The following is a 26,423-nucleotide window of genomic DNA, read 5'->3' as shown; positions in this document are numbered from 1 at the left end:
TGCCCGGCGACAGGTCGACGGGCCTTTGGGTGAATGACGATTCACCGGTATGGTGAATCGCCATTCACCTTCTTTTTCGCGTCGACTTCTGGAGCATCATGGCGGCCCTGCGCGACCGGCTGGCGGTCCCTGTCCTGGCATTCGGCGGGATCCTCATGGCCGTCATGCAGACCGTGGTGGTGCCGCTGCTGCCCGACCTGCCACGCCTGACGGGCGCCTCGGCGAGCGCGGTCTCCTGGATGGTGACGGCGACGCTGCTGTCCGGAGCTGTGCTGACCCCCGTGCTGGGCCGCGCGGGAGACATGTACGGCAAGCGGCGCGTGCTGCTGATGGCTCTCGGGCTGATGACGGTGGGGTCGCTCCTGTGTGCCCTCACGTCGGACATCGGCGTGCTCATCGCGGCGCGTGCCCTGCAGGGCGCGGCGGCCGCCGTCGTGCCGCTGTCGATCAGCATCCTGCGGGACGAACTGCCGCCGGAGCGCACGGGTTCCGCCGTGGCGCTGATGAGCTCCACCGTGGGAATCGGCGCCGCCCTCGGCCTGCCGCTCGCCGCGCTGGTCGTCCAGTACGCCAACTGGCACGTCATGTTCTGGGCGACGACGGCGCTCGGTGCCGTCGGCCTCGCGCTGGCGTGGTGGGCGGTGCGCGAGTCGCCCGTGCGCGAGCCCGGCCGCTTCGACACGCTGGGCGCGGTGGGCCTGGCGGCGGGGCTCATATGCCTGCTGCTGGGGGTGTCGCAGGGCGGCACCTGGGGCTGGGGCAGCCCCAGGATCCTCTGCCTGTTCGTGGCCTGCGTGCTCATCATGACCCTGTGGTGGATACAGCAACGCCGTACCGAACGGCCGCTGGTCGACCTGAAGTTGGCCGCCCGCCCGCGGGTCGCCCTGCCGCATATCGCCGCGCTCCTGACGGGCTTCGCCTTCTACGGGAACTCCCTGGTGACGGCGCAGCTGGTGCAGGCGCCGAAGGAGACCGGCTACGGGCTCGGGCTGTCCATCGTGGCGACCGGCCTGTGTCTGCTGCCTGGCGGCGTCACCATGCTGTTCCTGTCGCCGGTCTCCGCGCGCATCTCGGCCGCCCGCGGCCCCCGCGTGACGCTGGCCCTCGGGACCGCGATCATCGCCCTCGGCTATGTCATACGCATCATGGACAGCCGCGACCTGTGGCTGATCATCCTGGGCGCCACGGTCTGCGCGATCGGCACGACCCTCGCCTACTCCGCCCTGCCCACCCTGATCCTGCGTGCCGTGCCCGCGGGGCAGACCGCGTCCGCCAATGGCGTCAACGTCCTGATGCGGACCATCGGGCAGGCCGTGTGCAGCGCCGCCGTGGCCGCCGTACTGGTCCACCACACGAGCCTCGTCGGCGGCGCCCCGCTGCCCACGCTGCACGGCTATCTGCTGGCCTTCGCCATGGCGGGTACGGTCGCACTGGTGGCCTGCGCCGCCGCACTCTCCATACCCGCCGACCCCGCCTCGCGCGCCACCCGACGGACCCGCGGCCGCACCGGAGCTCCCCGCGACGAGGCCCTCGAAGGAGCATGAGCACCGTGACCAGCCCGCCCCCCGGTCTCACGGCATCCCCTGCCGCCCCGGCGCGCCGTGACGCCGAGGCGACGAAGGCCGCCATCCTGCGCGCGGCACGCCATCTGCTGGCCCGGCACGCCCACGCGGACATCACGCTCAAGGCGGTCGCCGACCGGGCAGGGGTGAGCGCGCCGCTGATCCTGAAGTACTTCGGCAACAAGGACGCGCTGTTCGCGCGGGTCATGTCCTTCGAGTCCGATGCCGAGGCCCTGCTGGAGGCGCCTGTGGAGCACCTCGGTCGTCATATGGTCCGCCATCTGCTGGAGGGCCAGACCCAGCGCGGCGCGGATCCCATCCTGCGGATCGTCTTCGCCCCGATCCAGGGCGAGCAGGGCGACATATTGCGCGCCAACTTCCGCACCCAGGTCAGCGACCGCCTCGCCGAGCGCCTCAGCGGTCCCGACGCGGGCCTGCGCGCCGAACTCGCCGTGAGCACGCTGCTCGGCCTCGGCGTGATGTACGGCATCGCCCGCGGCACCCGCCTGCGCGCCACCGCGATCGAGGACATCGTCGACCGCTATGCCCCGACGGTGCAGGCCCAGCTCACGCCGTGAGCCGAGGGGAGCGCGACCGGCGGGTCGCCGAACGCCGGTTTGGACTCAGTTCACCCCGTGCGGACGGAACTGGATGCTGATCCGCGGTCCCGCCGCCCGCGCCGACTTGGGGATGGCGTGCTCCCAGGTGCGCTGGCAGGAGCCACCCATCACGATCAGGTCGCCGTGCCCGAGGGGGTGCCGCACGGTGTCGCCGCCCCGGCGCGGGCGCAGCAGCAGATCGCGCGGGGCGCCGACCGACAGGATGGCGACCATGGTGTCCTCGCGCGCGCCCCGGCCGATCCGGTCCCCGTGCCAGGCCACGCTGTCCCGGCCGTCCCGGTAGTAGCAGAGCCCTGCCGTGGTGAACGGTTCGCCGAGCTCGGCGGCGTAGTGCGCGGACAACGCGTCCCGGGCCTCGTCCAGGATCGGATGCGGCAGCGGATCGCCGGCGCGGTAATAGGCGAGCAGCCGCGGTACGTCCACCACGTGCTCGTACATCTGCCGCCGCTCCGCCCGCCACGGCACCTCGGTCGCGAGCCGGGCGAAGAGCGCGTCGGCCCCACCGAGCCACCCGGGCAGCAGGTCGATCCAGGCCCCGTCGCCCAGGGCGGTGCGGCGCATCCCGTTCAGCGGACTGAGATGGAGCTCGTCGGTCTGGTCGAAGAGCGAGCCCTGGAGGTGCATGGCCATACGACCAGCGTACCCCCGTAATCGAATATGTGTTCCATGACTTTGGGGGCGCCTCGCTCACCAAGGGAGTGATCCGGCGGCGTCGAAATAGCCTCCTGTGGGTCCGTCCGGGCCGATCTGCGCCATACGGACGATGATCTCGGCGCCCTCCTCGACGGTCTGGGTGCCCGTGCGGCCGTTCAGGTCGGTCGCGGTGTAACCAGGCTCGACCGCGTTGATCCGCATGGCCGGGAACGCCTTCGCGTACTGCACGGTGATCATGTTGACCGTGGTCTTCGACGCCGGATAGGCGACGCCCGGGTAGCCGTACGCCGGGGCGGCGGGGTCGGTGACGTGGGCCATCGAGCCCAGGCCGCTGCTCACGTTCACCACGACCGGGGCGGCGGACCGCTGCAGCAGGGGCAGGAACGCGTGGGTGACGCGGACGACGCCGAAGACGTTCGTCTCGAACACCTCCCGCATCATCTCGGCGGTCACGTCCGCCGCGCCGACCACGGTGTTCCCTTCGCCGCGCTGTTCGACGCCGGCGTTGTTGATCAGCACATCAAGGCCACCGTCGGCCTCGATGGTCTTCGCCGCGGCGGCGACGGACGCGTCGTCCGTGACGTCGAGGACGATCAGCCGCGCCCCCAGCTGCTCGGCGGCCCTGCGCCCGCGCTCCGGGTCCCGGCTGCCCACGTAGACGGTGTGGCCCGCCGCGATGAGTTGGCGTGCGGTCTCGAAGCCGAGACCCTTGTTCGCTCCGGTGATCAGTGTCGTAGTCATGTCTCCAGGTTCCGCGCCGACGGTGAGTTCAGCCAGGAGTCCCGTCTTCCTGGGACTGCCAGTACCAGGCATGTCCGCGCCGGGCGGTGCACAGTGGTGGGATGGCGAGAACGGAGTTCGGGCGGACGGTACGGCATTGGCGCGAACGGGTGTCCCCGGAGGCGGTGGGGCTGCCAACGGGCGGCCAGCGGCGCGCGGCCGGGCTGCGCCGTGAGGAGCTCGCCCTGCTTGCCGGGATCTCCGTCGATTACGTGACCCGCCTGGAACAGGGCCGGGCGGTCCACCCGTCGGAGCAGGTCGTGGAGGCCCTGGGCCGCGCTCTGCGGCTGTCCGGGGCCGAGCGTGAACATCTGTTCAATGTCGCTGGGCTCGTGCCGCCGGGACGGGACATGGTGCCCGCCCACATCTCGGCGAGCGTGCACCGGCTGCTGGACCGGCTGACCGGGACCCCCGTCGCCGTCTACGACGCGGCCTGGACGCTGCTGCTGGCCAACCCGCTGTACGCGGCATTGATGGGTGATCCCTCCGGCTGGCGCGGCAACGAGCGCAATGGAGTGTGGCGCAATTTCGTCAGCCCGGGCAGCCACCTCCGCCGCACTCCCGAGGTCCAGCGCGCGTTCGAGACCGCGCTGGTGGCCGATCTGCGCACGACCTCGAGCCGGTATCCCGCGGACCAGCGGTTGCGCCGCCTGGTCGCGGAACTGCGCGCGAACAGCGACCGGTTCGCAGAGCTGTGGGATTCCGGAGCCGTGGGCCGGCACGAGGCGTCGCGCAAGACTGTCGATCACCCGCAGGTGGGCCCCTTGACCCTGGACTGCGACGTGCTCAGCGTCGCGGGCAGCGACCTGCGCATCATGATCTACACCGCCGAGCCCGACACGGAGGACGCCGAACGCCTCGAGCTCCTCGGCGTGCTCGGCACTCAGGCACTCGTGGATTCCTAGTCGAGATCGCCCAGGACCTCGCGGATCACATGCTCGGCGTTGGCCGCGATCACGGGATTCGTCGTGCGGTAGTACGGGAGTTGGAGCAGGGCCATGGACAGGGCCCAACCGCGCCCGCGGGCCCATGTGGCGTCGTCCGTGCCCAGCGCGCGCCGGAAGGCGGGCCTCACTTCGGCAGGGAGGAGGTTCCAGGCGGCGATGAGGTCGCACGCGGGGTCGCCGGTGCCGACGGTGCCGAAGTCGAGGACGGCGGTGAGACGGCCATGGCGGGTGAGGAGGTTCATCGGCATCAGATCCGAGTGGACCCACGTGGGCGGGCCGGTCCACAGCGGCGCGGTCAGCGCCGCTTCCCATGCCGCCGTCGCGGCCGACGTGTCGATCGTGCCGTGGAGTTCGGCGATCGCGGAGCGCGTGGACTCGTCCACGGTCGCCAGCGGCCCACCCCGGTAGGCGGGGGGCCCGCCGGGCAGGTCGACCTGCCACAGCGCGCGGACGAACCCGCCGAGGTCGGCGGCCAGCGCACCCGCGTCCGTGAGGCGCCCGGGGACGGGGAGCTCGCCGTCGAGCCAACGAAGCACGGCCCAGGACCACGGAAACCCCTCCCCGGGCACACCGACGGCGAGGAACTCGGGAATGGGAAACGGCAGCAGAGGCGCGAGCCGCGGCAGCCATTCCCACTCCTTGTCCACGTCGCCGGCGCCCTCCGGGACGCGGGGGAGGCGTACGGCCAGGTCGGCACCGAGTCGGTAGATGGCGTTGACGGTTCCGGACGACTCGACGCGCTTCAGCGGCAGGTCGGCCCACTTCGGGAACTGCGCGGCCAGCAGCCGTCGTACGAGCGTGTCGTCGATCCGCACCTCATGGGCGTGCATCGGGCCTGACGGCATGGGCGCCTGCTTCCTGGGCGAGGTCAACTTGCGCCATCCTGAGCCTCGTTCGGGCTTCCGCGCACCGCATTTTGGCCTCCTCGTCACTCCAGGCAACCTTGCGGGCGCCGCCGTCGTCTTGATCGGCAACGGGTGGGCGGCGCGTGCACCGCGGTGAACCAGGGATTTCCAGGTGGAAATCCGGCGCACTATACCCTCCGCGTATACATGCCATGTATACGTCGAGCGTATAGCCAGGTCGTCAAGCGCCGCCTGCCGGCAGGAACCAGGAACAGCCCGCACCGGCGCCCTACGCGTGACACGGCCGACCGGTGGCATACGGAAAGGCATACATGTACGGCAAGGCCTTCGCCCCGGAGTACCAGGGCGCTTTGACCACCCTGTCCGTGAACTCCTCGCTGACCGACGTCCTCGCGGCCGGCACCGAGCAACTGCGCGCCGCCGAGCGCTCGGGGGCGCGGGCCGAGGCGGCCCGCTCGGGACTCGCGGTCGCGGAGGCGCACCGCCGCCTCGGGCAGGTGGCGGACGCCGACCGGGCGTGGAAGGCGAGCTATCGCACGGCCCGTGAGGCAGCGGACACCGCGGCGATGGCGTGGGCGCTGTGGAGCGGCGGCACGCTGGCCCGGCAGCGGGGCGCGTTCCCGCTGGCGTGGCGGCTGCTGCGCCTTGCCGCCGAACTCGGCCGGCAGGCCGGCGATGTGGTCGTCCGCGGCTACTCCCTCGCGGGGATGGCGGAGACCGGCCGCATCCAGGGCGACTACGCGGCCGTGACCGCCCTGCACGAACAGCTCCTGGCCGAGGCCCGCAAGCGCGGCGAGGCCCGGCACACCGTCTGGGCCCTGGAGGGCATCGCGCAGATACATCGCAACACCGGCGCCTACGACACCGCGTACGCCATGTTCGAGGAGGCGGCCGAGATCGCCGCGCGCGCCGAGGACCGGCGCGGCCACGCCTGGGCCCTGCGCGGCCTCGCGGACATCGTCTCCGTACGCGACCAGGACGTGGACCGCGCGCTGGACCTGCTGAGCGAGGCGGAGGTGTCCTGCCGCGCGATGAACTTGTCCGGCGCGCTCGCCTACAACCACAAGATGCGCGGCAACGTCCTCTACCGGGCCGGGCGTTACGAGCAGGCCCGCGAGGTCTACGACCAGGCACTCGCGGAGTTCGAGGCGATGAGCGAGCCGCGCGGCCGGGCCCTGTCCCGGCTCGGTCTCGTCAAGTCCCTGGCACGCCTGGGTCGCGACCGCGCCGAGACCGCCGCCGACCTGGCCGAACTGGCCCGCGTACTGGAGAGCATCGGGCTGCGCCACGCCCGGCAGATGGTCGAACGGGCGCGGACGGAACTCGGCTTGACGCCGGAGTCCGAGGGCGCGGACGCGGAGGCCGCCCGATGACCTCCACGGCCCTGCAGTCGCCGCCCAGCGCGCCACAGATCCTGGCCCGCTGCCGTGAACTGGTCGCCCCGGCCCTCGCGGACGCGATCGGCGGGCTGCACCCCTGGGTGGCGGAGATGGCCGGATACGCGCTGGGCCGCTGTGAGGTCGGCGGCGCCCCCGCGACCCACAGTCAGGGCAAGGGTGTACGGCAGGCGCTGGCCGTGCTGGGTGCGGAGGCGGCGGGAGGTCCCGGCGAGGCGGGCGTGCCGGGTGCTGTCGCGGTGGAACTCGTGCACACCTTCTCGCTGCTCCACGACGACATCATGGACGGCGACGCGCTGCGCCGCGGCCGCCCCGCGCTCTGGAAGGCGTACGGCACCGGCCCCGCCGTCCTCGCGGGCGACGCCCTCTTCGCTCTGGCCGTGGAGACCCTCACCGCGGCGCCCGCGAATCCGCACGCCGCAGCGGCCGTACGACACCTGACCACAGCCCTGCGCGACCTGGTCCGAGGCCAGGCGGACGACCTGCTGTTCGCCGACCGCCCCTGGACCGGGCCCGAGGCGGTCGGGGTGGGGGAGTACGAGACGATGGCCGAGCACAAGACCGGCTCTCTGCTCGGCTGCGCGCTGGCCCTGGGTGCCCAACTGGCCGGAGCGCCGGATGGGACCGCCGCCGCCCTGGACCGTGCCGGGCGTCATCTCGGCGTGGCCTTCCAGATCGCTGACGACCTTCTCGGCATCTGGGGTGAGCCGGCCGTCACGGGCAAACCGGTCCACGGTGACCTGCGCCAGGGAAAGAAGACCCTCCCGGTCCTCGTCGCCCTGAACGCGCCCGGCGGCCCCGCGCTCGCCGAACTCCTCACCTCCCCGGCCGTCCTCGACGACACCGGCGTACGCGAGGCGGCGGTCCTCGTCGAGCGGGCCGGCGGTCGTACGGCGGCCCTGCGCGAGGCCCGGCGTCATCTCGCCGTGGCGGACGCGCTGCTGGCGGGGGTGTCGCTCACCTCGCGTCCCGCCGAGGAACTGCGCACCCTGCTGTCCTCCCTCGCCCATCGCGCGATCTGACGCCCGCGCGCCTCCGGACCCGTCCGCTCCGGGCCGGAGGCGCTGCGACATCCGTCACATCTGGGTGTCGGCGGGCCTCACCAGGCAACCGCCTCATCTCCCCTCACATCTGTCCGGGCGACGCGCAGTTGGTCACCCGTTGATCACCGAGAAGTGAACATTCGTAAAGAGATCACCCGGAAATTAATAAAAGGGATCTTTCGTCTTTACATGTACATGGTGAATCGGTGAGGGTGTCGTCTCGGGGCCCGACAGCCCCCACGGCGCCCAACAGCGCTGTGCCTCACGGCAGTTGGTGATCCCGGCTGCCCTGTTCGAAGGAACTCAGTGCGTAGACCCCACATACGCCGCGTGGCGATCGCCGTCGCGGTGACGACGGCCGCCACGCTCCCGGCGGGCCCCGTCTTCGCGGCCGCGTCCGACTCGCACGCCCGCGCCGCGACTTCGGCCTCCTCGACGGTGGACGCTGCCCGGGCGGCCGCCTTCGCCCACGCGTCGGCCACCGGTGTCACTCAGGGCGACACCCTTCGGGCCAAGGACGTCATGACGGACCCGGACGGCAAGCGGCACGTCCGCTTCGTCCGCACCCACCAGGGCCTCGCGGTCCTCGGCGGTGACCTGGTCGTCCACCTCAGCAAGGAGTCCGCCTACCTGGGAGTGACCCGGGCCGCCGGCCACATGGTCGAGCCGGCCCATACCGAGGCGAAGCTGACGCCGCAGCAGGCCGAGCAGAAGGCCGCGGCGGTCGCCAAGGGTGACGCGGGCAGTGCGGAACTCGTCGTGGACGCCCGCGACGGTGCGGCCGCCCTCGCCTACCAGGTGCGCGTGACGGACAGCGAGACCGCGGAGGCCGGCGGCTCCAGCACGGTCGTCGTGGACGCCCAGAACGGCAAGATACGCAGCAACACCCCCGACAGCGACGAGTTCATCTCGCCGTCCCTGGAGGAGACGCTGCGCAAGCGCGGAGAGCAGGCGACCCCCGAGACGGGCACGGCCACCCAGCCGTCCGGTCTGGTCGGTGCGACGGGAGCCACGCACTACCCGGTCACCGCCACCGGTAGCGGAAAGTCCCTCTTCGTCGGCGCGGTGACGCTGAAGACCACCCAGACGGCGCGCACCAGCTTCCTCCTCAAGGACCCGACTCGGTGGAACACCGAGACCCGGGACGCCAGGGGTCAGGAGCTGGAGGCCTTCTCGCGCGGCAAGAAGTTCACCGACGGCGACAACAAGTGGGGCACCGGCACCACCTCCAGCCGGACCACCGCCGCGGTCGACGCCCAGTACGGCATCACCAAGACGCTGGACTTCTACAAGAAGACCTTCGGCCGCAAGGGCATCAAGAACAACAGCGCCGGGGCCCGCGCGATGGTCCACTTCGGCAACAAGGTCGGCAACGCCTTCTGGGACTCGACCTGCGGCTGCATGCTGTACGGCGACGGTGACGGCGACCTGTTCAAGAAGCCGCTGGTCGTCCTGGACGTCACGGGCCACGAGCTGACCCACGGCGTCGTCGACGCCACCGCCGCCCTCGAACCCACTCGCGTGGACCAGGACGGCAACCAGTACGGGGAGCCCGGCGCCCTCAACGAGTCGCTCGCCGACATCTTCGGCTCGAACGTCGAGTTCGCCACCAACAACCCGAACAACCCGCCGAACTACCTCGTGGGCGAGAAGCTGGGCCTCGCGCAGAAGTTCCTGCGCCGCCTGGACCACCCGTCCCTCGACCAGCTCGAAGGCACGATCGACTACTGGTCGCCCGCGGCCTACGACACCGAGGTCCACGCGGGTTCCGGCGTCTCCTCGCACGCGTACTACCTGCTCGCCGAGGGGAGCGGCCGCAAGACGATCGGCGGCGAGCAGTACGACTCGCCGACGTACGACGGTTCGCGGGTGACCGGCATCGGGCGCGCCAAGGCCACCGCGATCTTCTACCGGGCGCTCACCCGCTACATGGTCTCCACGACCGATTTCCACGACGCGCGGAAGGCCACGCTCAAGGCCGCCGCCGACATGTACGGGGCGAACAGCACCGAGTACAAGACGGTGGACAAGGCCTGGGCCGCGGTCAACGTCACCACCGCCAACACGCCGGCCGCCGGGCACTGACCGGTGACCCATCCGGGTGCCGACGGGTGACCCATCCGGGTGCCGACGGGTGACATGCCCGGGTGCCGAAGGTGAAAAAGGGGTGCCCCGCCGTGTGGCGGGGCACCCTTCGTCGTTGCTGAACTCAGTGCTGCTGCGCCTTCTGCGGCGTCACCTCGCTGGGACGTACGACGACGTACCCCTCGCCCTCCAGCTTCAGCTGCACGGCCTCACCGGAACCGCCGCGGATCATCGAGCCGATCGACTGCGAGCGGTGCAGCGAGGTGTGCAGGTGGGCGGTCCAGCCGACGACCGCGTCCGTGTCGACGAACACCGGCTGCTGCTGCGAGACGGGGATGACCAGCGGGTTGCCCTCGCAGATCAGTCCGAGGCTGCCGTGGCCGGTGAAGACGCTGTTGAAGAGGCCGCCGCCGGTGATCCCCGCGCCCTTCACGGTCTTTATCTCGTACGACAACGTGGCGTCGAAGCACAGGACGTTGCGGCCGTTGACGGTGAACACGTCGCCCGGCTCGATGCCGACGATGAAACAGTTCTGCGCCTCGTGCGCGAACCAGGCCTCGCCCTGCCCGCGGACGGTCATCAGCGGCAGTCCCTCACCGGTGACCGCCCGCTTGAGCATGCCACCGACGCCCTGGCCCTTGCGCTCGAACTGCAGATTCCCCCGGTAGGCGACCATCGCCCCCTGCCGCGCGAACATCTCGCCGTTGACGGCGTACTTGATGGACTTGGCGTTCTGGATGGTCATGCCCGGCGCGAGAGCGGGCTGCACCATGTGGTCACTGGAAAAGAGATCACCCTTCATGCGGGCATCTTGGCCCGGAGGATTTCGTTCCGCCAAGATCGTGCAGGCCATCGTGCGGACCTGAGACATTCGACGGCGATCTCGTGACACGCGAAAGGGCCGGCCCGGGTGAACCGGACCGGCCCTCACGGCAGTTGTCAGGCGGCGTCGGCCGCGCCGACCTGGCTGTGCAGGCGGCTGACGACCTCCGTGAGCTGGGCGGCGACCTCGGCGTCGTCGACGGGGTGGGTCTCGGCGAAGCGGACCACGGAGCCGGGGATGGAGAGCTTGACGTCCTCCAGGACGGTGCCACCGGCGATGCCCACGGCCTTGCGGGCCTCGTCCTGCGCCCAGACGCCGCCGAACTGGCCGAACGCGGTGCCGATCACGGCGACCGGCTTGCCGCTGAAGGCGCCGGCGCCGTAGGGGCGGGACAGCCAGTCGATGGCGTTCTTCAGCACGGCAGGGATCGTGCCGTTGTACTCGGGCGAGAAGAGGAGGAAGGCGTCGGCGGCACCGGCGGCCTCACGCAGCCGGGCAGCGGAGGCGGGCACGCTGCCCTCGACGTCGATGTCCTCGTTGTAGAAGGGGACCTCGGCCAGGCCCTCGAACAGCTCGACCTCGACGCCCTCCGGGGCGAGCTTGACGGCCGCCTCGGCGAGCTGACGGTTGTGGGAGCCGGCGCGCAGGCTGCCGACGAGCGCGAGGATACGTACGGACATGGTGATCTCCCGAAGCTGTAACATTGCCGCAATAAACCGGACCGAGGTCCGCTTAAATGTGTACCACTAAACCGGACCGTGGTCCAGTTTTCCCCGAGTGCGGCTACGCTGGGTGCATGTCCACTCCACTTCCGCCGTTTCCGAAGCGACAGGAACCGTCCGACGAACCCGTGCTGACGGAGCTCGCCACCCCGGGCACGGCCCCCCAGCTGCGCGCCGACGCCGCACGCAACCGCGCACGCCTGCTGGAGGCCGCCGCCCGCCTGGTGGAGGAGCACGGAGTGGACAAGGTGACGATGGAGGCCGTCGCCACCGCGGCATCAGTGGGCAAGGGGACCGTCTTTCGACGGTTCGGCGACCGCACCGGCCTGCTGATGGCACTCCTCGACCACACCGAGCAGCAGTTCCAGACCGCATTCATCAGCGGTCCGCCCCCGATGGGCCCCGGCGCCTCACCGGTGGAGCGGCTGCACGCCTTCGGCTGTCGCGCCCTGCGCAACGCCTCCGAGCAGCTCGATCTGTACCTCGCCGCCGAGCCCGACCCCTCCCGCCGCTTCAGCTCCGCCCCGTACCGCGTCCGCTTCATGCACGTCTGCATGCTGCTGCGCCAGACCACCCCGAGCACGGACATCGAACTCGTCGCCCAGACCTTGATGAGCTACCTGGACCCCGCTCTGATCCACCACCTGACCCGCCAGCGGAGCATGTCCCTGGAGCGTCTGGAGTCGGGCTGGCACGACCTCGTGGACCGATGTACGGGGGCGGGTTCCGCCTAGCGTGCCCCCGGTGGGGAGGCGGACAATGCGGGCATGGGCCATCGTCTCGATGATGTGAGCGCGCCCGCTCGGCTGGCCGGGCCGGAAGAAGGCATCAGTCAGGAGGAGCTGGCGCTTGCCGCTCGGAATCACGGGATGCCGTTGGAGGCGCTGCGGTACGAGGTGACGCCGCCGGGACTGCATTATGTGCTGACGCACTACGACATCCCGTATGGGGAAGAGGGGGCGTGGCAGCTCGTCGTCGGGGGCGGGGTGCGGCAGCCGCTGGTGCTCGGGATGGATGAGCTGAGGGCGTATCCCGCTGTCACGCGGCGGGTGACCATGGAGTGTGCGGGCAATGGGCGGGCTCTGTTGACGCCCCGGCCGGTGAGCCAGCCGTGGCTGGCGGAAGCGGTCGGTACGGCGGAGTGGACCGGTACGCCGTTGCGGGTGCTGCTCGCCGAGGCCGGGGTCGAACCCGGGGCGGTGGACGTGGTGTTCACCGGCGCCGATCACGGGGTCGAACGCGGAGTCGAGCAGGACTACCAGCGGTCCCTCCCGATGGACGTGGCCATGGGCGGCGAGCCCGAGGTGCTCGTGGCCTACGAGATGAACGGCGGCCTGCTGCCCCCGCAGCACGGACATCCGGTACGCCTGGTGGTGCCCGGCTGGTACGGCATGGCGCATGTGAAGTGGCTGCGCGAGATCAGGGTGACGGACACGCCGTTCACGGGATTCCAGCAGGCCGTGGCCTATCGGCTTCGGCAGGACGCCGGCGACGAGGGCGAACCGGTCACCCGGATCGCCCCACGCGCCCTGCTGATACCGCCCGGCTTCCCGGACTTCATGTCCAGGACGCGGGTGGTCCGGCCTGGTGTCGTCGCGCTGGAGGGACGGGCCTGGTCGGGGCGTGCGCCGGTGACCGGGGTCGAGGTCAGCACGGATGGGGGGCGTTCGTGGTACGCGGCCGACCTCGACGGGGGAGGCGACCACCGCTGGGCCTGGCGCCCGTGGCGCTTCGCCTGGACGGCCACCCCCGGCCCTCATGTGCTCAGCGCGCGGGCCACCGACGCCGAGGGGCACACCCAGCCGCTGGACCAGCCGTGGAATCGGGGCGGCTTCGCGAACAACCTCGTCCAGCGAGTACCCGTACTGTGCCTGGACTGCGAGGACGCCAAGTGAACGGGCGGCCGGAGCCCCGGCCGCCCGGAACTCTCCGTCAGTTGAACGGATCCAGCGTGACGTACGCCTGTTGCGGATTGCCGTCGTGGACGAGCGACTCGTGGTTCCCGACGTCGTCGAACGCGAACGCGTAGGCCTTGCCGTCGGCCATCTGGGCGTGGATCTTGCGCGCGTACTGGTTGGTCACCGTGTCCTGGTAGAAGTTCGCCGAGCCGGTGTCCGGCTGGTTGGGGTTGACCAGGAGCGTGGAGCGGTTGAAGCCGGCGCACAGCGTGCGTGAAATCGGGCCGCGCACCAGGTCGTTGGGCGCGTCGAGCCGCTTGTAGCAGCCGAAGATGCTGTCGGAGTCCGGCTTCTGGAAGCTGGTGACGACGGCTCCGGCGCTGTTGGTGAAGTTCATGACGTCACCGGAGACCCGGCCGAAGTACTTCGTGTTCGGCTGGTCGGCGAACGGCGTCACCGTCAGCGTCGACGAACTGTACTTCTGCCACACCCGGTTGACGTAGTCGTCCATGACCGTGCTCGGCAGTGCGCCCGCCTCGATGCCGTGACCGGGGGCGAGGGCTCGCAGCACCGTGCCGTCGGACCGGGTCTGGATCAGATTGGCCCAGCCGCCGGGCTGACCCCTAAGGGCGTTGAAGAAGCCGTTGTATCCGCCCGCCTTGAGGTGGCCGGTGTTCTTCGTCGTGCCGTCCGCGAGCTGGACTCCGACGGCGTACGGCGCCGAGAACATATCGACCTGTGTGCTGTTGATCCACAGACCGGAGTCATTGAGTGTGTACTCGGACCAGTTGAAGAGGATGTTGCGATTGGGGTCGCTCGGGTTCTGCACGGCCGGCTGCACGAGACCGCCGGTCGTCAGCCGGAAGTCGAGCTTCTGTCCGTAGGAGAAGTAGATCCGTCCCGAGAACTTGGGGATCCGGATCGTCTTGGACTGCCCGTTCCCCGGTCCCGCGATCGACGCGTCGGGTGCGGGCGTCGGCGGATTGCCGCCCGCGGGCCAGGCGTGGAACGTGCCGTTCGCGTCGGCCCAGCCCTGCTGGCCCGTCGACAGCAGCGTTCCGAGGTCGTAGATGTACACCGGGTCGCTGCGGCCGGAGTTGTTCGTGAACTTCAGCGGGATGGTCGCCGGGACGACGGCCTCGGCCCGGGACGGGGTCCCGAACGTCAGCAGTGCCGCGGCGAGGGTGGCCGCGGCCACCGCTAACGCCCGCCATCTGATCCTTCTGGGCATCCTCTTCCTCCGTCCGGGATCGCGCTGAGAGCGCTCTCAAGGCCATTTCAGAGTTGCGCCCGGTGGCGTACATGTCAACGCTTCGGACAGGGTTGGTCTGGTCCAACTGCGCTCGCGTCGCCGACGGGCGACCGCTGACGAGTCACGGCTGCCGCCCTTTCGCCAACAGCCGCCTTCCGGCGAAGGGTTGACCACGAAGGGCCCCACTGGTTCAGTGGATCAGCCACTCATCCACTTGCCCGGAGGGAAGAACCGTGGAGGCACTGCCCCGCGAGACCATCGTGGACGTCCTGGAGGACCGGCTGCGCACGGACATCCTCGACGGCCGCCATCCAGCGGGGAGTTATCTGCCCCCGGAGCGCCAACTCGCCGACGGTTACGGAGTCACCCGCACCACGCTCAAGCACGCCTTCGGCCGACTCGTGCAGGCGGGCCTGCTCGAAACCCGGCACGGTGTCGGGACCAGGGTGCGTGACTACGCACGCCTGGGCGGCGCGGACCTGCTGCCCATGCTCGTGCGACACGACGCGAAATGGGTCCACGAGGTCTTCGAAGTTCGGCGCGGCGTCGGCGCGTTGATCGCCGAGCGGGCCGCGGCGAGGGCCACCCGCAAGCAGCGGGGGGAGCTCCTCGCACTGCTGGAAGCCGTACGGGAGGCCGACGGCGCCGACGCCGTGCAGCTGGCCGACGTCGAGGTGCACCGGGCACTCGCCCGGGCCACCGGCAACCGCGTCTACGTCCTGCTGACCAACACGCTCTTCAACGCCTATCTGCCCGTCCGCTTCCTGCTCAAGGGGCCCTTCACCGACCCGGCGGCGGCCTACGAACGGCTGGCGCCGGTGGTGGCGGCGGTGACGGCCCAGGACGCCCGGCAGGCACACGCGGCGGCCGATGCCTATCTGCGCTCCACCGAGCGCATCATGCTGGAGGGTCTCGTATGAGGGGCACCGCGTTCACGGAGACGATGCTCGGCACGGTCCGGCTCGACGCCGAGACACGGGAGCGCCGCATACGCCTCGATCTGCGCGCCGAGGCCGACGCCGTACTGCGCCCGCATCGCACGACAGTGGCGCGCTTGACCGGCCGGGTGCGGATCGCCGGGTTCGCCGACGCCCCGTGCGCCGAGGGCGAGTTGGAGGTGTCACCGCTCGCTCGACGCCGTATCCGTTATCAACTCGCGTTCACCGCCGACGGGCGCGGCCTCACACTGGACGGCTGGAAGTCCGTGACCGCGTGCCGCCCGGTCGAGTCGATGACCGTCCTGCCGTTCACCCTGTACGAGGGTGACGCGCGGGTGGGCGAAGGAGTGCTCCGCTTCCCGCTGGCGACCGGCCTCGCGCCGTTCCTCCTCAGCTTCCGCTTCCCGCGCCGTGAGAGCGGCGCGGAGCACTTCGCGCCGCGCTGGAGCGGCGCACCGGGCCGTACCGAGGTCTGGTACACCACGCTGACCGATCCGGAGAGCGGCACCGGCCTCTGGCTGCACCACGAAGTGACCGCACCCGCCGACGGATCCGAGCCGTTCGCGCACGGATGGGTCGCGGCGTTTCCCCGCGGGGGCGCGGTGCGTCATGCCCGCTTCGGGCCCGTCCCCTGGACCCGGCCCGCGGACGGCTTCACGGGGGACAACGTCACCGCCACCCCAGGTCAACTGAGGGGAAACACCGGTGACTTCCACTGGAAGCTCACCGAACGCCCCCAAGAGGCACCGTTGTTCACCTTCCCTCGCTGGTCGTGGCGTCGGCCGCTGCTGCCCGCCGCCCAGATGCTCCCGGCCGCGCGGGCCACGTACGAGGGCGAATTCTCCTACGGTGAACAGACCTTGACCCTGCGCGGTGCACCCGGCGCCTCGGCCCGCATCTACGGGCACGGTAACGCGCACCGGTGGACCTGGCTGCACGCGGAGCTGGGCGGCGGAGACGTCCTGGAGATCGTGGCGGCCGTGTCCACCCGGCCGGGCCTGCGGCGGCTTCCTCCGCTGGTCTTCCTGCGGCTGCGCCGCGGGGGCCGGACCTGGCCGCGCCGGGCGGAGCGGTCGGCGGTCGGCTTGCTGGGCGTCGGACGGTTCCGGGCCGTGTTCGGCCTGCCCAAGTGGACGGTGACCGGCCGGACGGCACTGCGCCGCATCCGGGTCGAGGTAGACCAGCCCGCCGAGCGGACCCTCACCCTGGAGTATCGCGACCCGGACGGAGCCCGCGCAGTGTGCCGCAACAGCGAGTCCGCCGACGCCCACGTCGTGCTGGAACGCTGGTGGGGCCGTTGGCGCCCGGAGGCCTCCTGGCTCCTGGACGGCACCGCGCACGCCGAGGCGGGCGAGCGGTGACCGCCGAAGGGTTCGTCGCGGCGCTGCTGGCCGACGCCGGCGACGAGGACTGGCCGTCCCGCGTGCCGAACCGGCTCGACACAGTGCTCGCCGCGCTGTCCCGGCCCGCCCGAGCCGGGGTGCACACCGCGGTCGCGGCCCTGGAGACGTACGCCGTCCTGCGCACCGGCAGACGCCTGGCAGCACTCGACCCCGACGAACGCGAGAGCGTGCTCGGCTCGCTGGCCGCACGACCCCGGCTCGTCCCGCTGCTCGACGTGCTCAAGGTGCCGGTGATGCTCGCGGCGGGTACCGAGAGGATGCCGGCCGCGCCGGTTTCCGCGACGGCACCCGAGGACCCGCCGCTCGACTGCACTCCGGCCCAGGAGTGGCCGACACGCTCCACCGCCGACGTGGTGGTCGTCGGATCCGGCGCGGGCGGTGCCGTGGCCGCCCGGACGTTCGCGCTCGCCGGACTCGACGTGGTCGTCCTGGAGGAGGGCGAACACCACTCGACGGCTTCCTTCGGCCGCCGGGCGCCGCTCGACAGATTCACCGAGCTGTACCGGGACGGCGGCGCCACGGTGGCCGTGGGCAACCCGCCGCTCCTGCTGCCGGTCGGCCGCGCGGTCGGCGGCACCACCGTGGTCAACTCCGGTACGTGCTACCGGACTCCGGACCATGTGCTGGCCCGATGGAGCCAGGAGTACGGGTTCGGGCTCGCCGAGGGCTTCGGGCCCCTGCTCGACGAGATCGAGCGCACCCTGCGCGTGGCCACCCAGCCGCTCGACGTGCTGGGCAACAACGGTCTGCTCGCCCTCGCGGGGGCCGACCGGCTCGGCTGGCGGGCCCGACCGCTGCGCCGCAACGCGCCCGGATGCAAGGGCTCGTGCCAGTGCGTGGTCGGCTGCCCCACCGGCGCCAAGCAGAGCGTGCAGCTCTCCGTCCTGCCGGACGCGTGCGCCGCGGGAGCCCGGATCGTCACGGGCGCGCGGGTCCGCCGCATCCTGCTGGACCACGACGCACCGGGAGCGCCGCGCGCAGCCGGAGTACAGGTGCGGCGGCCGGACGGCAGCGAACTGGAGATCCTCGCCCCGCTCGTCGTGACGGCGGCCGGAGCGCTGCAGTCACCGCCCCTGCTGCGCCGCTCGGGCCTCGGCGGACATCCACGCCTGGGCCGCAACCTCAGCGTGCACCCGGCCACAAGTGTCGCGGGACGCTTTGCCGAGCCGGTCACCGCCTGGCAGGGCGTGCTGCAGAGCGTCGGCGTCGAGGAACTGCACGCCCGCGGCGTCCTCATCGAGGCGACCGCGAGCCCGCCCGGCTTGGGCAGTTTCGTCCTCCCCGGCCTGGGCCGCGAGCTGCGGCGCGAACTGGAGGACATGGACCACCTGGCGACCCTCGGCGCCATGATCGCCGACCGCCCCTCCGGTCGGGTCCAGGGCCGGGAGCGCACCCTCGTCCGCTACGACCTGGACCCCCGTGACGGCAACCGGCTGATGACGGCCGTACGCGCCATGGGCAGGCTGCTGTTCGCGGCGGGAGCCGAGGAGGTCCTCACCGGCGTCCCGTTCTCACCGCGGGCCCGCTCGCTCGACGAGCTCGACGCACAGCTCACCTCGGTGAACGCCCGCAACCTGCACCTCTCGGCGTTCCACCCGACCGGCACGGCTGCCGCGGGCGCCGATGCCGAGCGGGCGCCGACCGACCCGGAGGGCAGGCTGCGCGGCGTCCGGGGAGTCCTGGTCGTGGACGGCTCGGTGCTGCCCAGCTGCCCCGAGGTCAACCCGCAGCTGAGCATCATGGCGGCCGCCCTGGCGATCGCGGAGACCTGCCTCGAAAGGGAGGGCGGCCCGGCGGCACGCTGAGTCACTCAGATGCTTCGCGCCGTTCGCGTACCCCGGGACCGGCGCGGAGCATGAGGAGAGTCCCGTACGCCAGGAAGAGGACGAGCCCTCATGAGCACACGCATTCCCGACGGCCGAGGCCGATCACGCCGGATCGCCGTTCTCCTGGCCGCGTTGGCGTGCGGGTCCGTGCTGGCCTCCTGCAGCACGGACAGCGGCAACGGAAGTGGCGCCTCCACCTTCAGCCCGCGCCCGACCGCGCCGAACGCGTCCAACTTCACCGGCACGCCGCCGTCCGCCATGTCCTCGGCCGCCTCCTCGATCATCGGCTCCGCGCGGGCCTCGGCGTCGGCGGCGGCCTCGTCCGCCTCCGCCGCTGCGTCGGCGTTCGAGGCGTCGGTCTCGGCCGACACGGCACGCGCCTCCGCGGCCGCGGAGAAGAAGCTGAAGGACCTGAAGGGCAGCGGCAACGCGCTGTCCGACGTCGCCATGACCGGCCTGCCCAGGTCGGAGACCGGCGGGCTGCTCGCCGTCCTCGTCACCATCACCAACAAGACCGACCACAAGGCTTCGTACGCCGTGCAGATCGACTTCAAGAATCCCGACGGCAAGGTCGTGGAGACCAGGTTCGTCGGAGCGGAGAACCTCGACCCGGGGGCGCGGGCCCAGCCCATCGCCATCAGCAGGCAGCCCGCCGAACCCGTGCTGACCCCCCGGCTGACAAAGGCGCAGCGCTACTGACGCCGTCACCGGTCCGCGCGACCGTGCCCCAGCCCTCTGGGCGGTCGCCGACGACAGGAGCCGCGCCGTGAAGTCGGTCCTGTCGCCGTCGACCACACGACGATCGGGGACACACGGGGCGCGGTGGAAGCGCTCCATGCCGAGCGGGCGCAGGGGCTTGACCGGCGTCAGGCCTCCGGCTCGCGCACCAGGTGCACCGCCGTGCTCGCCCAGTCGCCCTGCGGCAGGTCGAGGTGGAACCCGTACTCGCCGAGCACGCCGGCACGGTGCACGGCGCCGGTGCGGGCGTCACGGTAGCGGGCCGCGGGGGTCAGACCCCGCGGGCGGACCGGGAGATCCGCGGCGCCGTGGCGGGTGACGCGCCGGTGGGCGAGCAACAGGGTCTCCGAGGCGTCCGCGGCCGTGTACTGCACCACGGAGACGGCGTCATCACAGGGCGGTGACAGGCGGTCCAGCCTGCCGTGCTGCACGAGATGGCGCACCTTCTTGTACTCGGCCACCAGAGCGGCTCCCTCCCGCAGTTCCTCCTCGGACCAGCGCGTGAGATCGCCCCCGATGCCGAGTGCCCCGGCCATCGCCACATGGAAGCGGAAGCGCAGCGGGACCGTGCGGCCGGTGAGCTGGTTCGGTACGTCCGTGACCCACGAGCCCATGGTGCGCGCGGGATACACCTGGCCGTAGCCGTGCTGGATCCACATCCGGTCGGCGGCATCGGTGTTGTCCGACGCCCACGCCTGGTCCGTACGGGACAGGATGCCCAGGTCGACCCGGCCGCCCCCGCCACTGCACGACTCGATCCGCAGCGCCGGGTGGTCGGCACGGAGGCGGTCGACGACGTCGTACAGATTGCGCACGTATTGCGGTCCGAGACGGTCGGCGCCGTCCTGCCGGCCCGGCCAGCCGGCCTCGCTGAACGCCCGGTTCATGTCCCACTTGAGGAAGTCGATGCCGTGGTCGCCGACCAGCCGGGTCAGCCAGCCGTAGGCCCAGTCGGCGACGTCGCGGCGGGCGAAGTTGAGGACGAGCTGGTTGCGGAGCTCGGAGCGGGGGCGGCCCGGGAAGTGCACGACCCAGTCAGGGTGTTGGCGGTAGAGGTCGCTGTCCGGGTTCACCATCTCGGGTTCCACCCACAGGCCGAAGCCCATCCCGAGCCGGTGCACCGCCTCGACCAGCGGTGCCAGCCCCTCGGGGAAGCGGTCGGGGGCGGGCGTCCAGTCGCCGAGTCCGGCCCGGTCGCTGCGGCGCGCCCCGAACCAGCCGTCGTCGACGACGTACAGCTCGACCCCGAGCTCCGCCGCGCGTTCGGCGAGCGCCTTCTGGCCGACCTCGTCGACGTCGAAGCCCGTCGCCTCCCAGGAGTTGTAGAGCACCGGCGCGAACTCGTCCGGATGCGGCAGGACATGGGCCAGGGTGTACGCGTGCCAGGCACGACTGGCCGCACCGAAGCCGCCGTCGCTGCACAGGCCCGCGAACGGGGGAGAGGTGAACTCCTCGCCCGGCGAGAGCGGCACGCTCGTACCGTCGTGGCCCACGCCTCCGGTGAATCCCGCCCGCCCGTCCGGAGTCCGCTGGACGGTGATCCGCCAACTTCCGCTCCAGGCGAGGGCGGCGCTCCACACCCGGCCGTGCTCCTCCGTCGCCTCGCCCGAGTCCAGCATCACCCAAGGGTTCGCGTGATGACTGGTGATCCCACGGCGGCTCGTCAACACGGTCTCGCCGTAGGGGAGTTGGCCTCGCCGCAGCTGGCTCTCGGCGGACCACTGTCCGGTGACACGGCTGAGCCGATAGTCCCGTAGCGGAGGGAGGGACCACGCGGCCGAGTCGGTGCGCAGCAGGGTGACGGGCTCATCGCCGGCGTTGCGGACGACGGTCCAGCGCTCGATGACGTCCGTGTCGTCCCGTACGCGGTAGTGGAGCGCGACATGCAGAGGGTAGCGGCGGTCGCGGAACGCCAGTTCCAGCTCGCCTTCGTCGACACGATGGCCGGTCGGCTGCCACTCGAAGGCGCGGGAACCGTCCGCGAACCGGACTTGTAGCGACGGCGGCCCGTAGCGCGTCCCGCCGTCCACGGGAAGTTCCTCCCCGACAGGAGGTCTTCCCTCGAAGCTGCTGGTCGAGGCGGGCCGCGGCACGGCGAGTTCCTCGGCTTCCGCGAGCGTCAGGCGTGGGCCCCAGGCGAGGTGGCAGGGCGCGCCGGTCTCGTCGACGCGCAGCGCGTACGACGTGTGCGGTGTGGCCAGCAGCCAGACCCCGGTGTCCGGGGCGAAGGAGATCATCGACAGGGGTCCTCACGTTCCGGTAGTGCCACGAGATGTTCGAAAGCCAACCGCGACCTTCGATCACATGTCAACACCTCGCGTGTATCTGCCATTTGCAGGCTGCATGCCCATCAGAGGGGGTCCTCAAGATAATCCTGTTTCTTTCATTGACAGCAGAAAATAAGGGACTTAGGTTCCGGCCATGCGCTCGACCTCTCGTACCGAGGCGTTCCCGGCTCACACGCCGGCCGCTTCCCAGATCTTCACCACCGTGCTGTCGCACGGCCCGCTCACGCGATCGGAGATAGCCGCACGGACGCGGCTGTCGGCGGCGGCGGTCACCAAGGCGGTCAGGCCGCTGATCGAGGCCGGTTACCTCCTGGAGGATGTCGCCGAGGACGCGCGGCAGCCCTCCCTCGGGCGCCCCGCCAACCCGGTGCTGGTCGACGGAGGCAGGGCGCTGTTCATCGGCGTCAAGATGACGGGCGACGAACTGATCGCCGTACTCACGGACCTTTGCTGCCGCATCAGGGTCGCCCGGCACGTGCCGCTCACCACCCACGACCCCACAGCGGTGCTGGCCTCGACCGCGGCGCTCGTCCAGGAACTGCTGACCGAGGCCGACGGCTTCGGGGTGCGGGTCCAGGGGCTGGGCATCGCGGTGTCCGGCGACGTGGACCGTGCGGCCGGAGTGGTGCGCTACTCGCCCTTTCTGGAGTGGCGCGACGTCCCGCTCGCCGAACTGGCCGCGATGACCACAGGGTTGCCGGTCACCGTCGACAACGACGTCAGGGCCCTGACCGTCGCCGAGCAGTGGTTCGGCGCCGGAGTGGGACTGTCCGACTTCGCGGTGGTGACCGTCGGCGCGGGCATCGGCTGCGGCCTGGTGGTGCACGGTCAGGTCGTGTCGGGAGCCCACGGTGTGGCCGGCGAGATCGGGCACGTCGCCATCGACCCGGCCGGTCCCCTCTGCCACTGCGGCAACCGCGGCTGTGTCGAGGCGATCGCCGCGGACTCGGCGATCGTCGGCAAGGTCCGGGAGGTGACGGGCGTCCAAGTCGCCGACGCCGCCGCGGCCTTGGACCTGGCCCACGACGGCGACCCCGGAGCGCGGGAAGTGTACGCGCGGGCGGGGGAGGCGATCGGGCGCGGCATCGCGACCGTGGCCAACCTGCTCGGCCCCGAGCGGGTGATCATCTCGGGCGAGGGCCTGGCCGCCTACGACCTCTTCGCCGAGCAGATCCGCGACGCGTTCGCCGCGGCCGCCTTCGGATCGGCCGCGCGGTGCGACGTGCAGACCCGCCCGCTGCCCTTCGAGGAGTGGGCGCGCGGGGCCGCGGCCACCGCGATCCAGTCCTTCATCAGATCAGACACGTACTAGCACGCACGAGGAGTAACGATGACGCAGCAGAGCCGCCATCACCTGGCTGCGCGTGGCCCGGGTCGGCGCGGAGTGGTCGGTGGGCTGTTCGGACTCGGTGCGGCCGCACTGGGGGCACCCGTCCTGAGCGCCTGCGGCAGTGGGGCGGGCGCCGACCCGAAGACGGTGACCTTCGGATCCAACGGCGCCGACGCCACCCCCAAGAAGGCCTACGCCGCAGTGACCGAGGCATTCGCCAAGGACAGCGGGCTGAAGGTGAAGACGAACACCGTCGACCACGACACCTTCCAGAAGAGCATCTCCACCTACCTTCAGGGCACCCCGGACGACGTCTTCACCTGGTTCGCGGGCTACCGCATGCAGTACTTCGCCAAGAAGCAGCTCTGCAGCCCCCTCGACGACGTGTGGGACAAGATCGGCGCCGGCTTCAGCGACGCCACCAAGCAGCTCTCGCGCGGCGAGGACGGCAAGTACTACTTCGTGCCGCTGTACAACTACCCGTGGGCCGTGTTCTACCGAAAGAGCCTGTTCAAGGAGCGCGGCTACCAAGTCCCGCAGAAGTGGGGCGAGTTCATCGCGCTCGCCAAGCGCATGAAGAAGGACGGCCTCGCCCCGATCGCCTCCGGATACGGCGGCGGCGACAGCTGGAGCATCCTCGGCGCCTTCGACTACCTCGACCTCAGGGCCAACGGCTACGACTTCCACATGTCCCTGATGCGCGGCAAGGTCTCCTGGACCGACAAGCGCACCGTCGCCGTCCTCGACCTGTGGCGTGAGCTGACCCCCTACTACCAGCCGAGCGCCGGCGGCCGTTCCTGGCAGGACGCCGCCCAGTCCCTGCTCGACAAGAAGTCCGGCATGGCCGTCATCGGGCTCTTCCTCGGCCAGCAGATCACCGACGAGAAGATACGCGCCGACATCGACTTCTTCCCCTTCCCCGAGATCGACGCCACCCACGGACAGGACGCCGTCGAGGCACCGACCGACGGCTTCATGCTCAGCCGCAGGCCCAAGAACGAGGACGGCGCCAAGAAGCTCCTCGAGTTCCTCGGCGGCGCCCAGGCCGAAGAGCTGTACATGGGCGTCGACCCGAGCAACCTCGCCGTCAACGAACAGGCCAAGACGGACTCGTACAACGCACTCCAGAAGAAGTCCGCCGACCTCATCGCCTCCGCGAAGCACATCAGTCAGTTCGCGGACCGCGACAGCGACCCCGGCTTCATCTCCACCGTCGTCCTGCCGGGCCTGACCGAATGGCTCGGCCACCCCGACGACGGCTCCGGCACGCTGAAGAAGATCGAGTCCCAGCGCTCGCGTTTCTTCACTGCCTGACCAGGACCGGAAAGGTCGCACCCACCGTGTCCTCCGCCACGCCCCGGACTCGCCCTCGCCGTCTCGGTCCCGGCGACCGGATCTTCCTCACCGTCATCATCGGCATCCCGCTCGCCGCCCTGCTCTTCTTCGTCTGGCTGCCCGCACTGGCCTCCCTGGGGCTGTCCTTCACCACCTGGGACGGCATCGAGCTGGCCGACATCCACTGGATCGGCCTGGACAACTACAAGGAGATCTTCACCAACTACCCGCCGTTCTGGCCCGCGGTGCGGCACAACGTGATCTGGCTGCTGTTCACGGCCCTGCTGCCCACGCCGTTCGGCATCTTCCTCGCCTACCAGCTCGACCGGAAGATCCGCTTCACGAGGATCTACCAGACCGCGATCTTCCTGCCGATGGTGCTCTCCCTGGCCGTCGTCGGCTTCATCTGGGAGATCATCTACAACCCGGACACCGGACTCCTCAACGGCATCCTGAACGCGGCCGGCTCGGGCCACCACATCGACTGGCTCGGCAACCCCGACCTCAACCTGTGGGCCGTCCTGATCGCCTCCGGCTGGCGGCACACCGGCTACATCATGATCCTCTACCTGGCAGGGCTGAAGGGCTTCGACCCGGCGCTGAAGGAAGCCGCCGCGCTCGACGGCGCCAACGGCCGCCAGACGTTCCTGCGCGTGGTCTTCCCGGCCCTGAAACCGGTCAACATCATCATCCTCGTCGTCACGGTCATGGAGTCCCTGCGGGCCTTCGACATCGTGTACGTCCTCGGCGGCGGCGTCGGCAGCAAGCCCGGCATGGAGCTGCTGTCCCTCCTCATCACCGACAACATCATCGGCGAGTCCAGTCACATCGGTTACGGCTCCGCCCTCGCGGTCGTCCTGCTCCTGGTCTCCCTGGCCGCCATCGGGACCTTCCTCGTCCAGACCTTCCGCAAGGAGGACCAGTGACCACGACGGTGACGCGGCCCACCTCCCGGGTGCGTGAGTCCCAGACGCGGAAGACCACTTCGGCGCCCCGGCGCCAGACCGGCCGCCATCTGATGCTCGCGGGCATCGCCCTGCTCTGGCTCGTCCCGCTCCTGTGGGCCGTGTACACCTCGCTGCGCCCCTACTCGGACACGGCCAAGCACGGCTATCTCTCCTGGCCGCGCAGTCTGAGCCTCGGCAACTTCACGGACGCCTGGAACCAGTCCGGGATGCCGCACTTCTTCTGGAACTCCGTTCTCATCACCGTCCCTTCGGTCCTCGGCACACTGTTGTTCTCGGCAGCCGTCGCCTTCTTCGTCTCCCGCTTCGACTTCCGCTGGAACATCGTCCTGCTGATGCTCTTCACCGCGGGCAACCTGCTCCCGGCACAGGTCCTCATCACCCCCCTGTACCGGCTCTACCTCCTCGTCCCGCTGCCGCAGTGGATGAGCGACTCGCTCCTCCTCTACAACTCGGCCTGGGGCATCATCGCGATCCACATCGCCTACCAGTCCGGCTTCTGCACCTTCGTCCTCAGCAACTACATGAAGACGATCCCCAAGGAGATCTCCGAGGCCGCGCTCGTCGACGGCGCTCCCGTCTGGCGGCAGTTCTTCCAGATCATCCTGCCGCTGTGCCGCCCGGCGTTCGCCGCCCTCGCGACGCTCGAATCGATCTGGATCTACAACGACTTCTTCTGGCCGCTCGCGTTGATCGAGAGCGGCGACAAGCGCCCGATCACCTCCGCCCTGGCCAACCTGCAGGGTGCGTACTTCACCAATCCCAACCTCATCGCGGCCGGTGCCTTGATGACCGCGATCCCCACGCTGCTGGTGTACTTCGCGCTCCAGCGCCAGTTCATCAGCGGACTCACCATCGGCTCGGGCAAGGGCTGAGCCGACAGAACACCGGAGCACGAGCCGCCCCCCGCGTCTTCACCACCCCCGCTGACACCGTCCCAGGAGGTCCGAC

General features: G+C 70.7%; 23 protein-coding genes. 16 read left to right on the top strand and 7 right to left on the bottom strand.

Annotated elements, in window-relative coordinates:
* The first annotated feature begins 98 nt into the window (after positions 1-98).
* Together AB5J53_RS02260 and AB5J53_RS02255 are read left to right on the top strand one after the other, a co-directional pair.
* Entirely contained in the window at positions 99-1,544 is a 1,446-nt protein-coding gene (locus AB5J53_RS02260; RefSeq protein WP_369243965.1) for an MFS transporter, read from the top strand.
* A complete protein-coding gene (locus AB5J53_RS02255) occupies positions 1,541-2,140 on the top strand; it encodes a TetR family transcriptional regulator (RefSeq protein ID WP_369243964.1) in 600 nt (199 codons plus the stop codon). The genes AB5J53_RS02260 and AB5J53_RS02255 overlap by 4 nt, the downstream gene beginning before the upstream one ends.
* Positions 2,141-2,185: 45 nt before the next feature.
* Here the strand turns inward: AB5J53_RS02255 and AB5J53_RS02250 are convergent, their stop codons facing one another.
* Together AB5J53_RS02250 and AB5J53_RS02245 are read right to left on the bottom strand one after the other, a co-directional pair.
* On the bottom strand, positions 2,186-2,812 hold the full coding sequence (locus tag AB5J53_RS02250; protein ID WP_369243963.1) for an alpha-ketoglutarate-dependent dioxygenase AlkB: 627 nt from the start codon (positions 2,810-2,812) through the stop codon (positions 2,186-2,188).
* 57 nt (positions 2,813-2,869) lie between these two features.
* Positions 2,870-3,577, bottom strand: a complete 708-nt coding sequence (locus tag AB5J53_RS02245; protein WP_369243962.1) for an SDR family oxidoreductase — start codon at positions 3,575-3,577, stop codon at positions 2,870-2,872.
* A 101-nt stretch (positions 3,578-3,678) separates the two neighbouring features.
* Here AB5J53_RS02245 and AB5J53_RS02240 point away from each other — a divergent pair, with 101 nt between their 5' ends.
* Positions 3,679-4,521, top strand: coding sequence for a helix-turn-helix transcriptional regulator (locus AB5J53_RS02240; RefSeq protein ID WP_369243961.1), 843 nt, complete (start codon positions 3,679-3,681; stop codon positions 4,519-4,521).
* Here AB5J53_RS02240 and AB5J53_RS02235 read toward each other — a convergent pair.
* Positions 4,518-5,408, bottom strand: a complete 891-nt coding sequence (locus tag AB5J53_RS02235) for an aminoglycoside phosphotransferase family protein (protein ID WP_369243960.1) — start codon at positions 5,406-5,408, stop codon at positions 4,518-4,520. The two genes, AB5J53_RS02240 and AB5J53_RS02235, sit on opposite strands and share 4 nt — an antisense overlap.
* Positions 5,409-5,740: 332 nt before the next feature.
* Here AB5J53_RS02235 and AB5J53_RS02230 point away from each other — a divergent pair, with 332 nt between their 5' ends.
* The 3 genes from AB5J53_RS02230 to AB5J53_RS02220 all read left to right on the top strand — a co-directional run bounded on the left by AB5J53_RS02230 (position 5,741) and on the right by AB5J53_RS02220 (position 9,954).
* Positions 5,741-6,802: a tetratricopeptide repeat protein gene (locus AB5J53_RS02230; RefSeq protein WP_369252000.1), complete on the top strand. Its 1,062-nt coding sequence runs from the start codon at positions 5,741-5,743 to the stop codon at positions 6,800-6,802.
* Positions 6,799-7,848 (top strand): polyprenyl synthetase family protein, encoded by a 1,050-nt coding sequence (locus AB5J53_RS02225; protein WP_369243959.1) that lies wholly within the window; start codon positions 6,799-6,801, stop codon positions 7,846-7,848. Before AB5J53_RS02230 ends, AB5J53_RS02225 begins: the two co-directional genes overlap by 4 nt.
* A 327-nt stretch (positions 7,849-8,175) precedes the next feature.
* On the top strand, positions 8,176-9,954 hold the full coding sequence (locus tag AB5J53_RS02220) for a M4 family metallopeptidase (RefSeq protein ID WP_369243958.1): 1,779 nt from the start codon (positions 8,176-8,178) through the stop codon (positions 9,952-9,954).
* 124 nt (positions 9,955-10,078) lie between these two features.
* On the opposite strand, the gene AB5J53_RS02215 is transcribed toward AB5J53_RS02220, so the two are convergent.
* Complete coding sequence (locus AB5J53_RS02215) at positions 10,079-10,756, bottom strand: AIM24 family protein (RefSeq protein WP_369243957.1); 678 nt, start codon at positions 10,754-10,756, stop codon at positions 10,079-10,081.
* 137 nt (positions 10,757-10,893) lie between these two features.
* Positions 10,894-11,457: an NAD(P)H-dependent oxidoreductase gene (locus AB5J53_RS02210; RefSeq protein ID WP_369243956.1), complete on the bottom strand. Its 564-nt coding sequence runs from the start codon at positions 11,455-11,457 to the stop codon at positions 10,894-10,896.
* 116 nt (positions 11,458-11,573) lie between these two features.
* On the opposite strand from AB5J53_RS02210, the gene AB5J53_RS02205 reads away from it, so the two are divergent.
* Together AB5J53_RS02205 and AB5J53_RS02200 are read left to right on the top strand one after the other, a co-directional pair.
* Positions 11,574-12,233, top strand: a complete 660-nt coding sequence (locus AB5J53_RS02205) for a TetR/AcrR family transcriptional regulator (RefSeq protein ID WP_369243955.1) — start codon at positions 11,574-11,576, stop codon at positions 12,231-12,233.
* A 33-nt stretch (positions 12,234-12,266) separates the two neighbouring features.
* A complete protein-coding gene (locus AB5J53_RS02200; RefSeq protein ID WP_369243954.1) occupies positions 12,267-13,394 on the top strand; it encodes a sulfite oxidase in 1,128 nt (375 codons plus the stop codon).
* A 37-nt stretch (positions 13,395-13,431) separates the two neighbouring features.
* On the opposite strand, the gene AB5J53_RS02195 is transcribed toward AB5J53_RS02200, so the two are convergent.
* Entirely contained in the window at positions 13,432-14,628 is a 1,197-nt protein-coding gene (locus tag AB5J53_RS02195) for a glycoside hydrolase family 64 protein (RefSeq protein ID WP_369243953.1), read from the bottom strand.
* 254 nt (positions 14,629-14,882) lie between these two features.
* On the opposite strand from AB5J53_RS02195, the gene AB5J53_RS02190 reads away from it, so the two are divergent.
* From AB5J53_RS02190 to AB5J53_RS02175, 4 genes are all read left to right on the top strand, one after another.
* The gene (locus AB5J53_RS02190; protein WP_369243952.1) at positions 14,883-15,569 is read left to right on the top strand and encodes a FadR/GntR family transcriptional regulator; all 687 of its coding nucleotides are present in this window, start codon (positions 14,883-14,885) and stop codon (positions 15,567-15,569) included.
* The gene (locus AB5J53_RS02185; RefSeq protein ID WP_369243951.1) at positions 15,566-16,948 is read left to right on the top strand and encodes a hypothetical protein; all 1,383 of its coding nucleotides are present in this window, start codon (positions 15,566-15,568) and stop codon (positions 16,946-16,948) included. Before AB5J53_RS02190 ends, AB5J53_RS02185 begins: the two co-directional genes overlap by 4 nt.
* The gene (locus AB5J53_RS02180; RefSeq protein ID WP_369243950.1) at positions 16,945-18,795 is read left to right on the top strand and encodes a GMC family oxidoreductase N-terminal domain-containing protein; all 1,851 of its coding nucleotides are present in this window, start codon (positions 16,945-16,947) and stop codon (positions 18,793-18,795) included. Before AB5J53_RS02185 ends, AB5J53_RS02180 begins: the two co-directional genes overlap by 4 nt.
* Before the next feature lie 90 nt (positions 18,796-18,885).
* Complete coding sequence (locus tag AB5J53_RS02175) at positions 18,886-19,515, top strand: hypothetical protein (protein ID WP_369243949.1); 630 nt, start codon at positions 18,886-18,888, stop codon at positions 19,513-19,515.
* Between the two features lie 167 nt (positions 19,516-19,682).
* On the opposite strand, the gene AB5J53_RS02170 is transcribed toward AB5J53_RS02175, so the two are convergent.
* Positions 19,683-21,797, bottom strand: coding sequence for an alpha-galactosidase (locus tag AB5J53_RS02170; RefSeq protein WP_369251998.1), 2,115 nt, complete (start codon positions 21,795-21,797; stop codon positions 19,683-19,685).
* 178 nt (positions 21,798-21,975) lie between these two features.
* Between AB5J53_RS02170 and AB5J53_RS02165 the strand changes: the two genes are divergently transcribed.
* The 4 genes from AB5J53_RS02165 to AB5J53_RS02150 are packed head-to-tail and all read left to right on the top strand — an operon-like array spanning position 21,976 to position 26,347.
* Positions 21,976-23,154, top strand: a complete 1,179-nt coding sequence (locus AB5J53_RS02165; protein WP_369243948.1) for an ROK family protein — start codon at positions 21,976-21,978, stop codon at positions 23,152-23,154.
* An 18-nt stretch (positions 23,155-23,172) separates the two neighbouring features.
* Positions 23,173-24,486 carry an ABC transporter substrate-binding protein gene (locus tag AB5J53_RS02160; RefSeq protein ID WP_369243947.1) on the top strand — a complete coding sequence of 438 codons (1,314 nt, stop codon included), beginning with the start codon at positions 23,173-23,175 and terminating at the stop codon, positions 24,484-24,486.
* A 26-nt stretch (positions 24,487-24,512) separates the two neighbouring features.
* Positions 24,513-25,433 (top strand): carbohydrate ABC transporter permease, encoded by a 921-nt coding sequence (locus AB5J53_RS02155; protein ID WP_369243946.1) that lies wholly within the window; start codon positions 24,513-24,515, stop codon positions 25,431-25,433.
* 29 nt (positions 25,434-25,462) lie between these two features.
* The gene (locus tag AB5J53_RS02150) at positions 25,463-26,347 is read left to right on the top strand and encodes a carbohydrate ABC transporter permease (protein WP_369251996.1); all 885 of its coding nucleotides are present in this window, start codon (positions 25,463-25,465) and stop codon (positions 26,345-26,347) included.
* The last annotated feature ends 76 nt before the right edge of the window (positions 26,348-26,423 follow it).

The sequence above is a fragment of the Streptomyces sp. R41 genome (assembly GCF_041053055.1).
Classification (GTDB): Bacteria; Actinomycetota; Actinomycetes; order Streptomycetales; family Streptomycetaceae; genus Streptomyces.
Note: the sequence above shows the minus strand (reverse complement) of the source record. Positions and strands in the feature narration are given on the sequence as shown.

What these genes read in the sequence shown, in the direction of transcription:
- AB5J53_RS02260 (WP_369243965.1), top strand. Translation starts at nt 99, where the DNA reads ATGGCGGCCCTGCGCGACCGGCTGGCGGTCCCTGTCCTGGCATTCGGC.
- AB5J53_RS02255 (WP_369243964.1), top strand. Translation starts at nt 1,541, where the DNA reads ATGAGCACCGTGACCAGCCCGCCCCCCGGTCTCACGGCATCCCCTGCC.
- AB5J53_RS02250 (WP_369243963.1), bottom strand. Translation starts at nt 2,812, where the DNA reads ATGGCCATGCACCTCCAGGGCTCGCTCTTCGACCAGACCGACGAGCTC.
- AB5J53_RS02245 (WP_369243962.1), bottom strand. Translation starts at nt 3,577, where the DNA reads ATGACTACGACACTGATCACCGGAGCGAACAAGGGTCTCGGCTTCGAG.
- AB5J53_RS02240 (WP_369243961.1), top strand. Translation starts at nt 3,679, where the DNA reads ATGGCGAGAACGGAGTTCGGGCGGACGGTACGGCATTGGCGCGAACGG.
- AB5J53_RS02235 (WP_369243960.1), bottom strand. Translation starts at nt 5,408, where the DNA reads ATGCCGTCAGGCCCGATGCACGCCCATGAGGTGCGGATCGACGACACG.
- AB5J53_RS02230 (WP_369252000.1), top strand. Translation starts at nt 5,741, where the DNA reads ATGTACGGCAAGGCCTTCGCCCCGGAGTACCAGGGCGCTTTGACCACC.
- AB5J53_RS02225 (WP_369243959.1), top strand. Translation starts at nt 6,799, where the DNA reads ATGACCTCCACGGCCCTGCAGTCGCCGCCCAGCGCGCCACAGATCCTG.
- AB5J53_RS02215 (WP_369243957.1), bottom strand. Translation starts at nt 10,756, where the DNA reads ATGAAGGGTGATCTCTTTTCCAGTGACCACATGGTGCAGCCCGCTCTC.
- AB5J53_RS02210 (WP_369243956.1), bottom strand. Translation starts at nt 11,457, where the DNA reads ATGTCCGTACGTATCCTCGCGCTCGTCGGCAGCCTGCGCGCCGGCTCC.
- AB5J53_RS02205 (WP_369243955.1), top strand. Translation starts at nt 11,574, where the DNA reads ATGTCCACTCCACTTCCGCCGTTTCCGAAGCGACAGGAACCGTCCGAC.
- AB5J53_RS02200 (WP_369243954.1), top strand. Translation starts at nt 12,267, where the DNA reads ATGGGCCATCGTCTCGATGATGTGAGCGCGCCCGCTCGGCTGGCCGGG.
- AB5J53_RS02195 (WP_369243953.1), bottom strand. Translation starts at nt 14,628, where the DNA reads ATGCCCAGAAGGATCAGATGGCGGGCGTTAGCGGTGGCCGCGGCCACC.
- AB5J53_RS02185 (WP_369243951.1), top strand. Translation starts at nt 15,566, where the DNA reads ATGAGGGGCACCGCGTTCACGGAGACGATGCTCGGCACGGTCCGGCTC.
- AB5J53_RS02175 (WP_369243949.1), top strand. Translation starts at nt 18,886, where the DNA reads ATGAGCACACGCATTCCCGACGGCCGAGGCCGATCACGCCGGATCGCC.
- AB5J53_RS02165 (WP_369243948.1), top strand. Translation starts at nt 21,976, where the DNA reads ATGCGCTCGACCTCTCGTACCGAGGCGTTCCCGGCTCACACGCCGGCC.
- AB5J53_RS02160 (WP_369243947.1), top strand. Translation starts at nt 23,173, where the DNA reads ATGACGCAGCAGAGCCGCCATCACCTGGCTGCGCGTGGCCCGGGTCGG.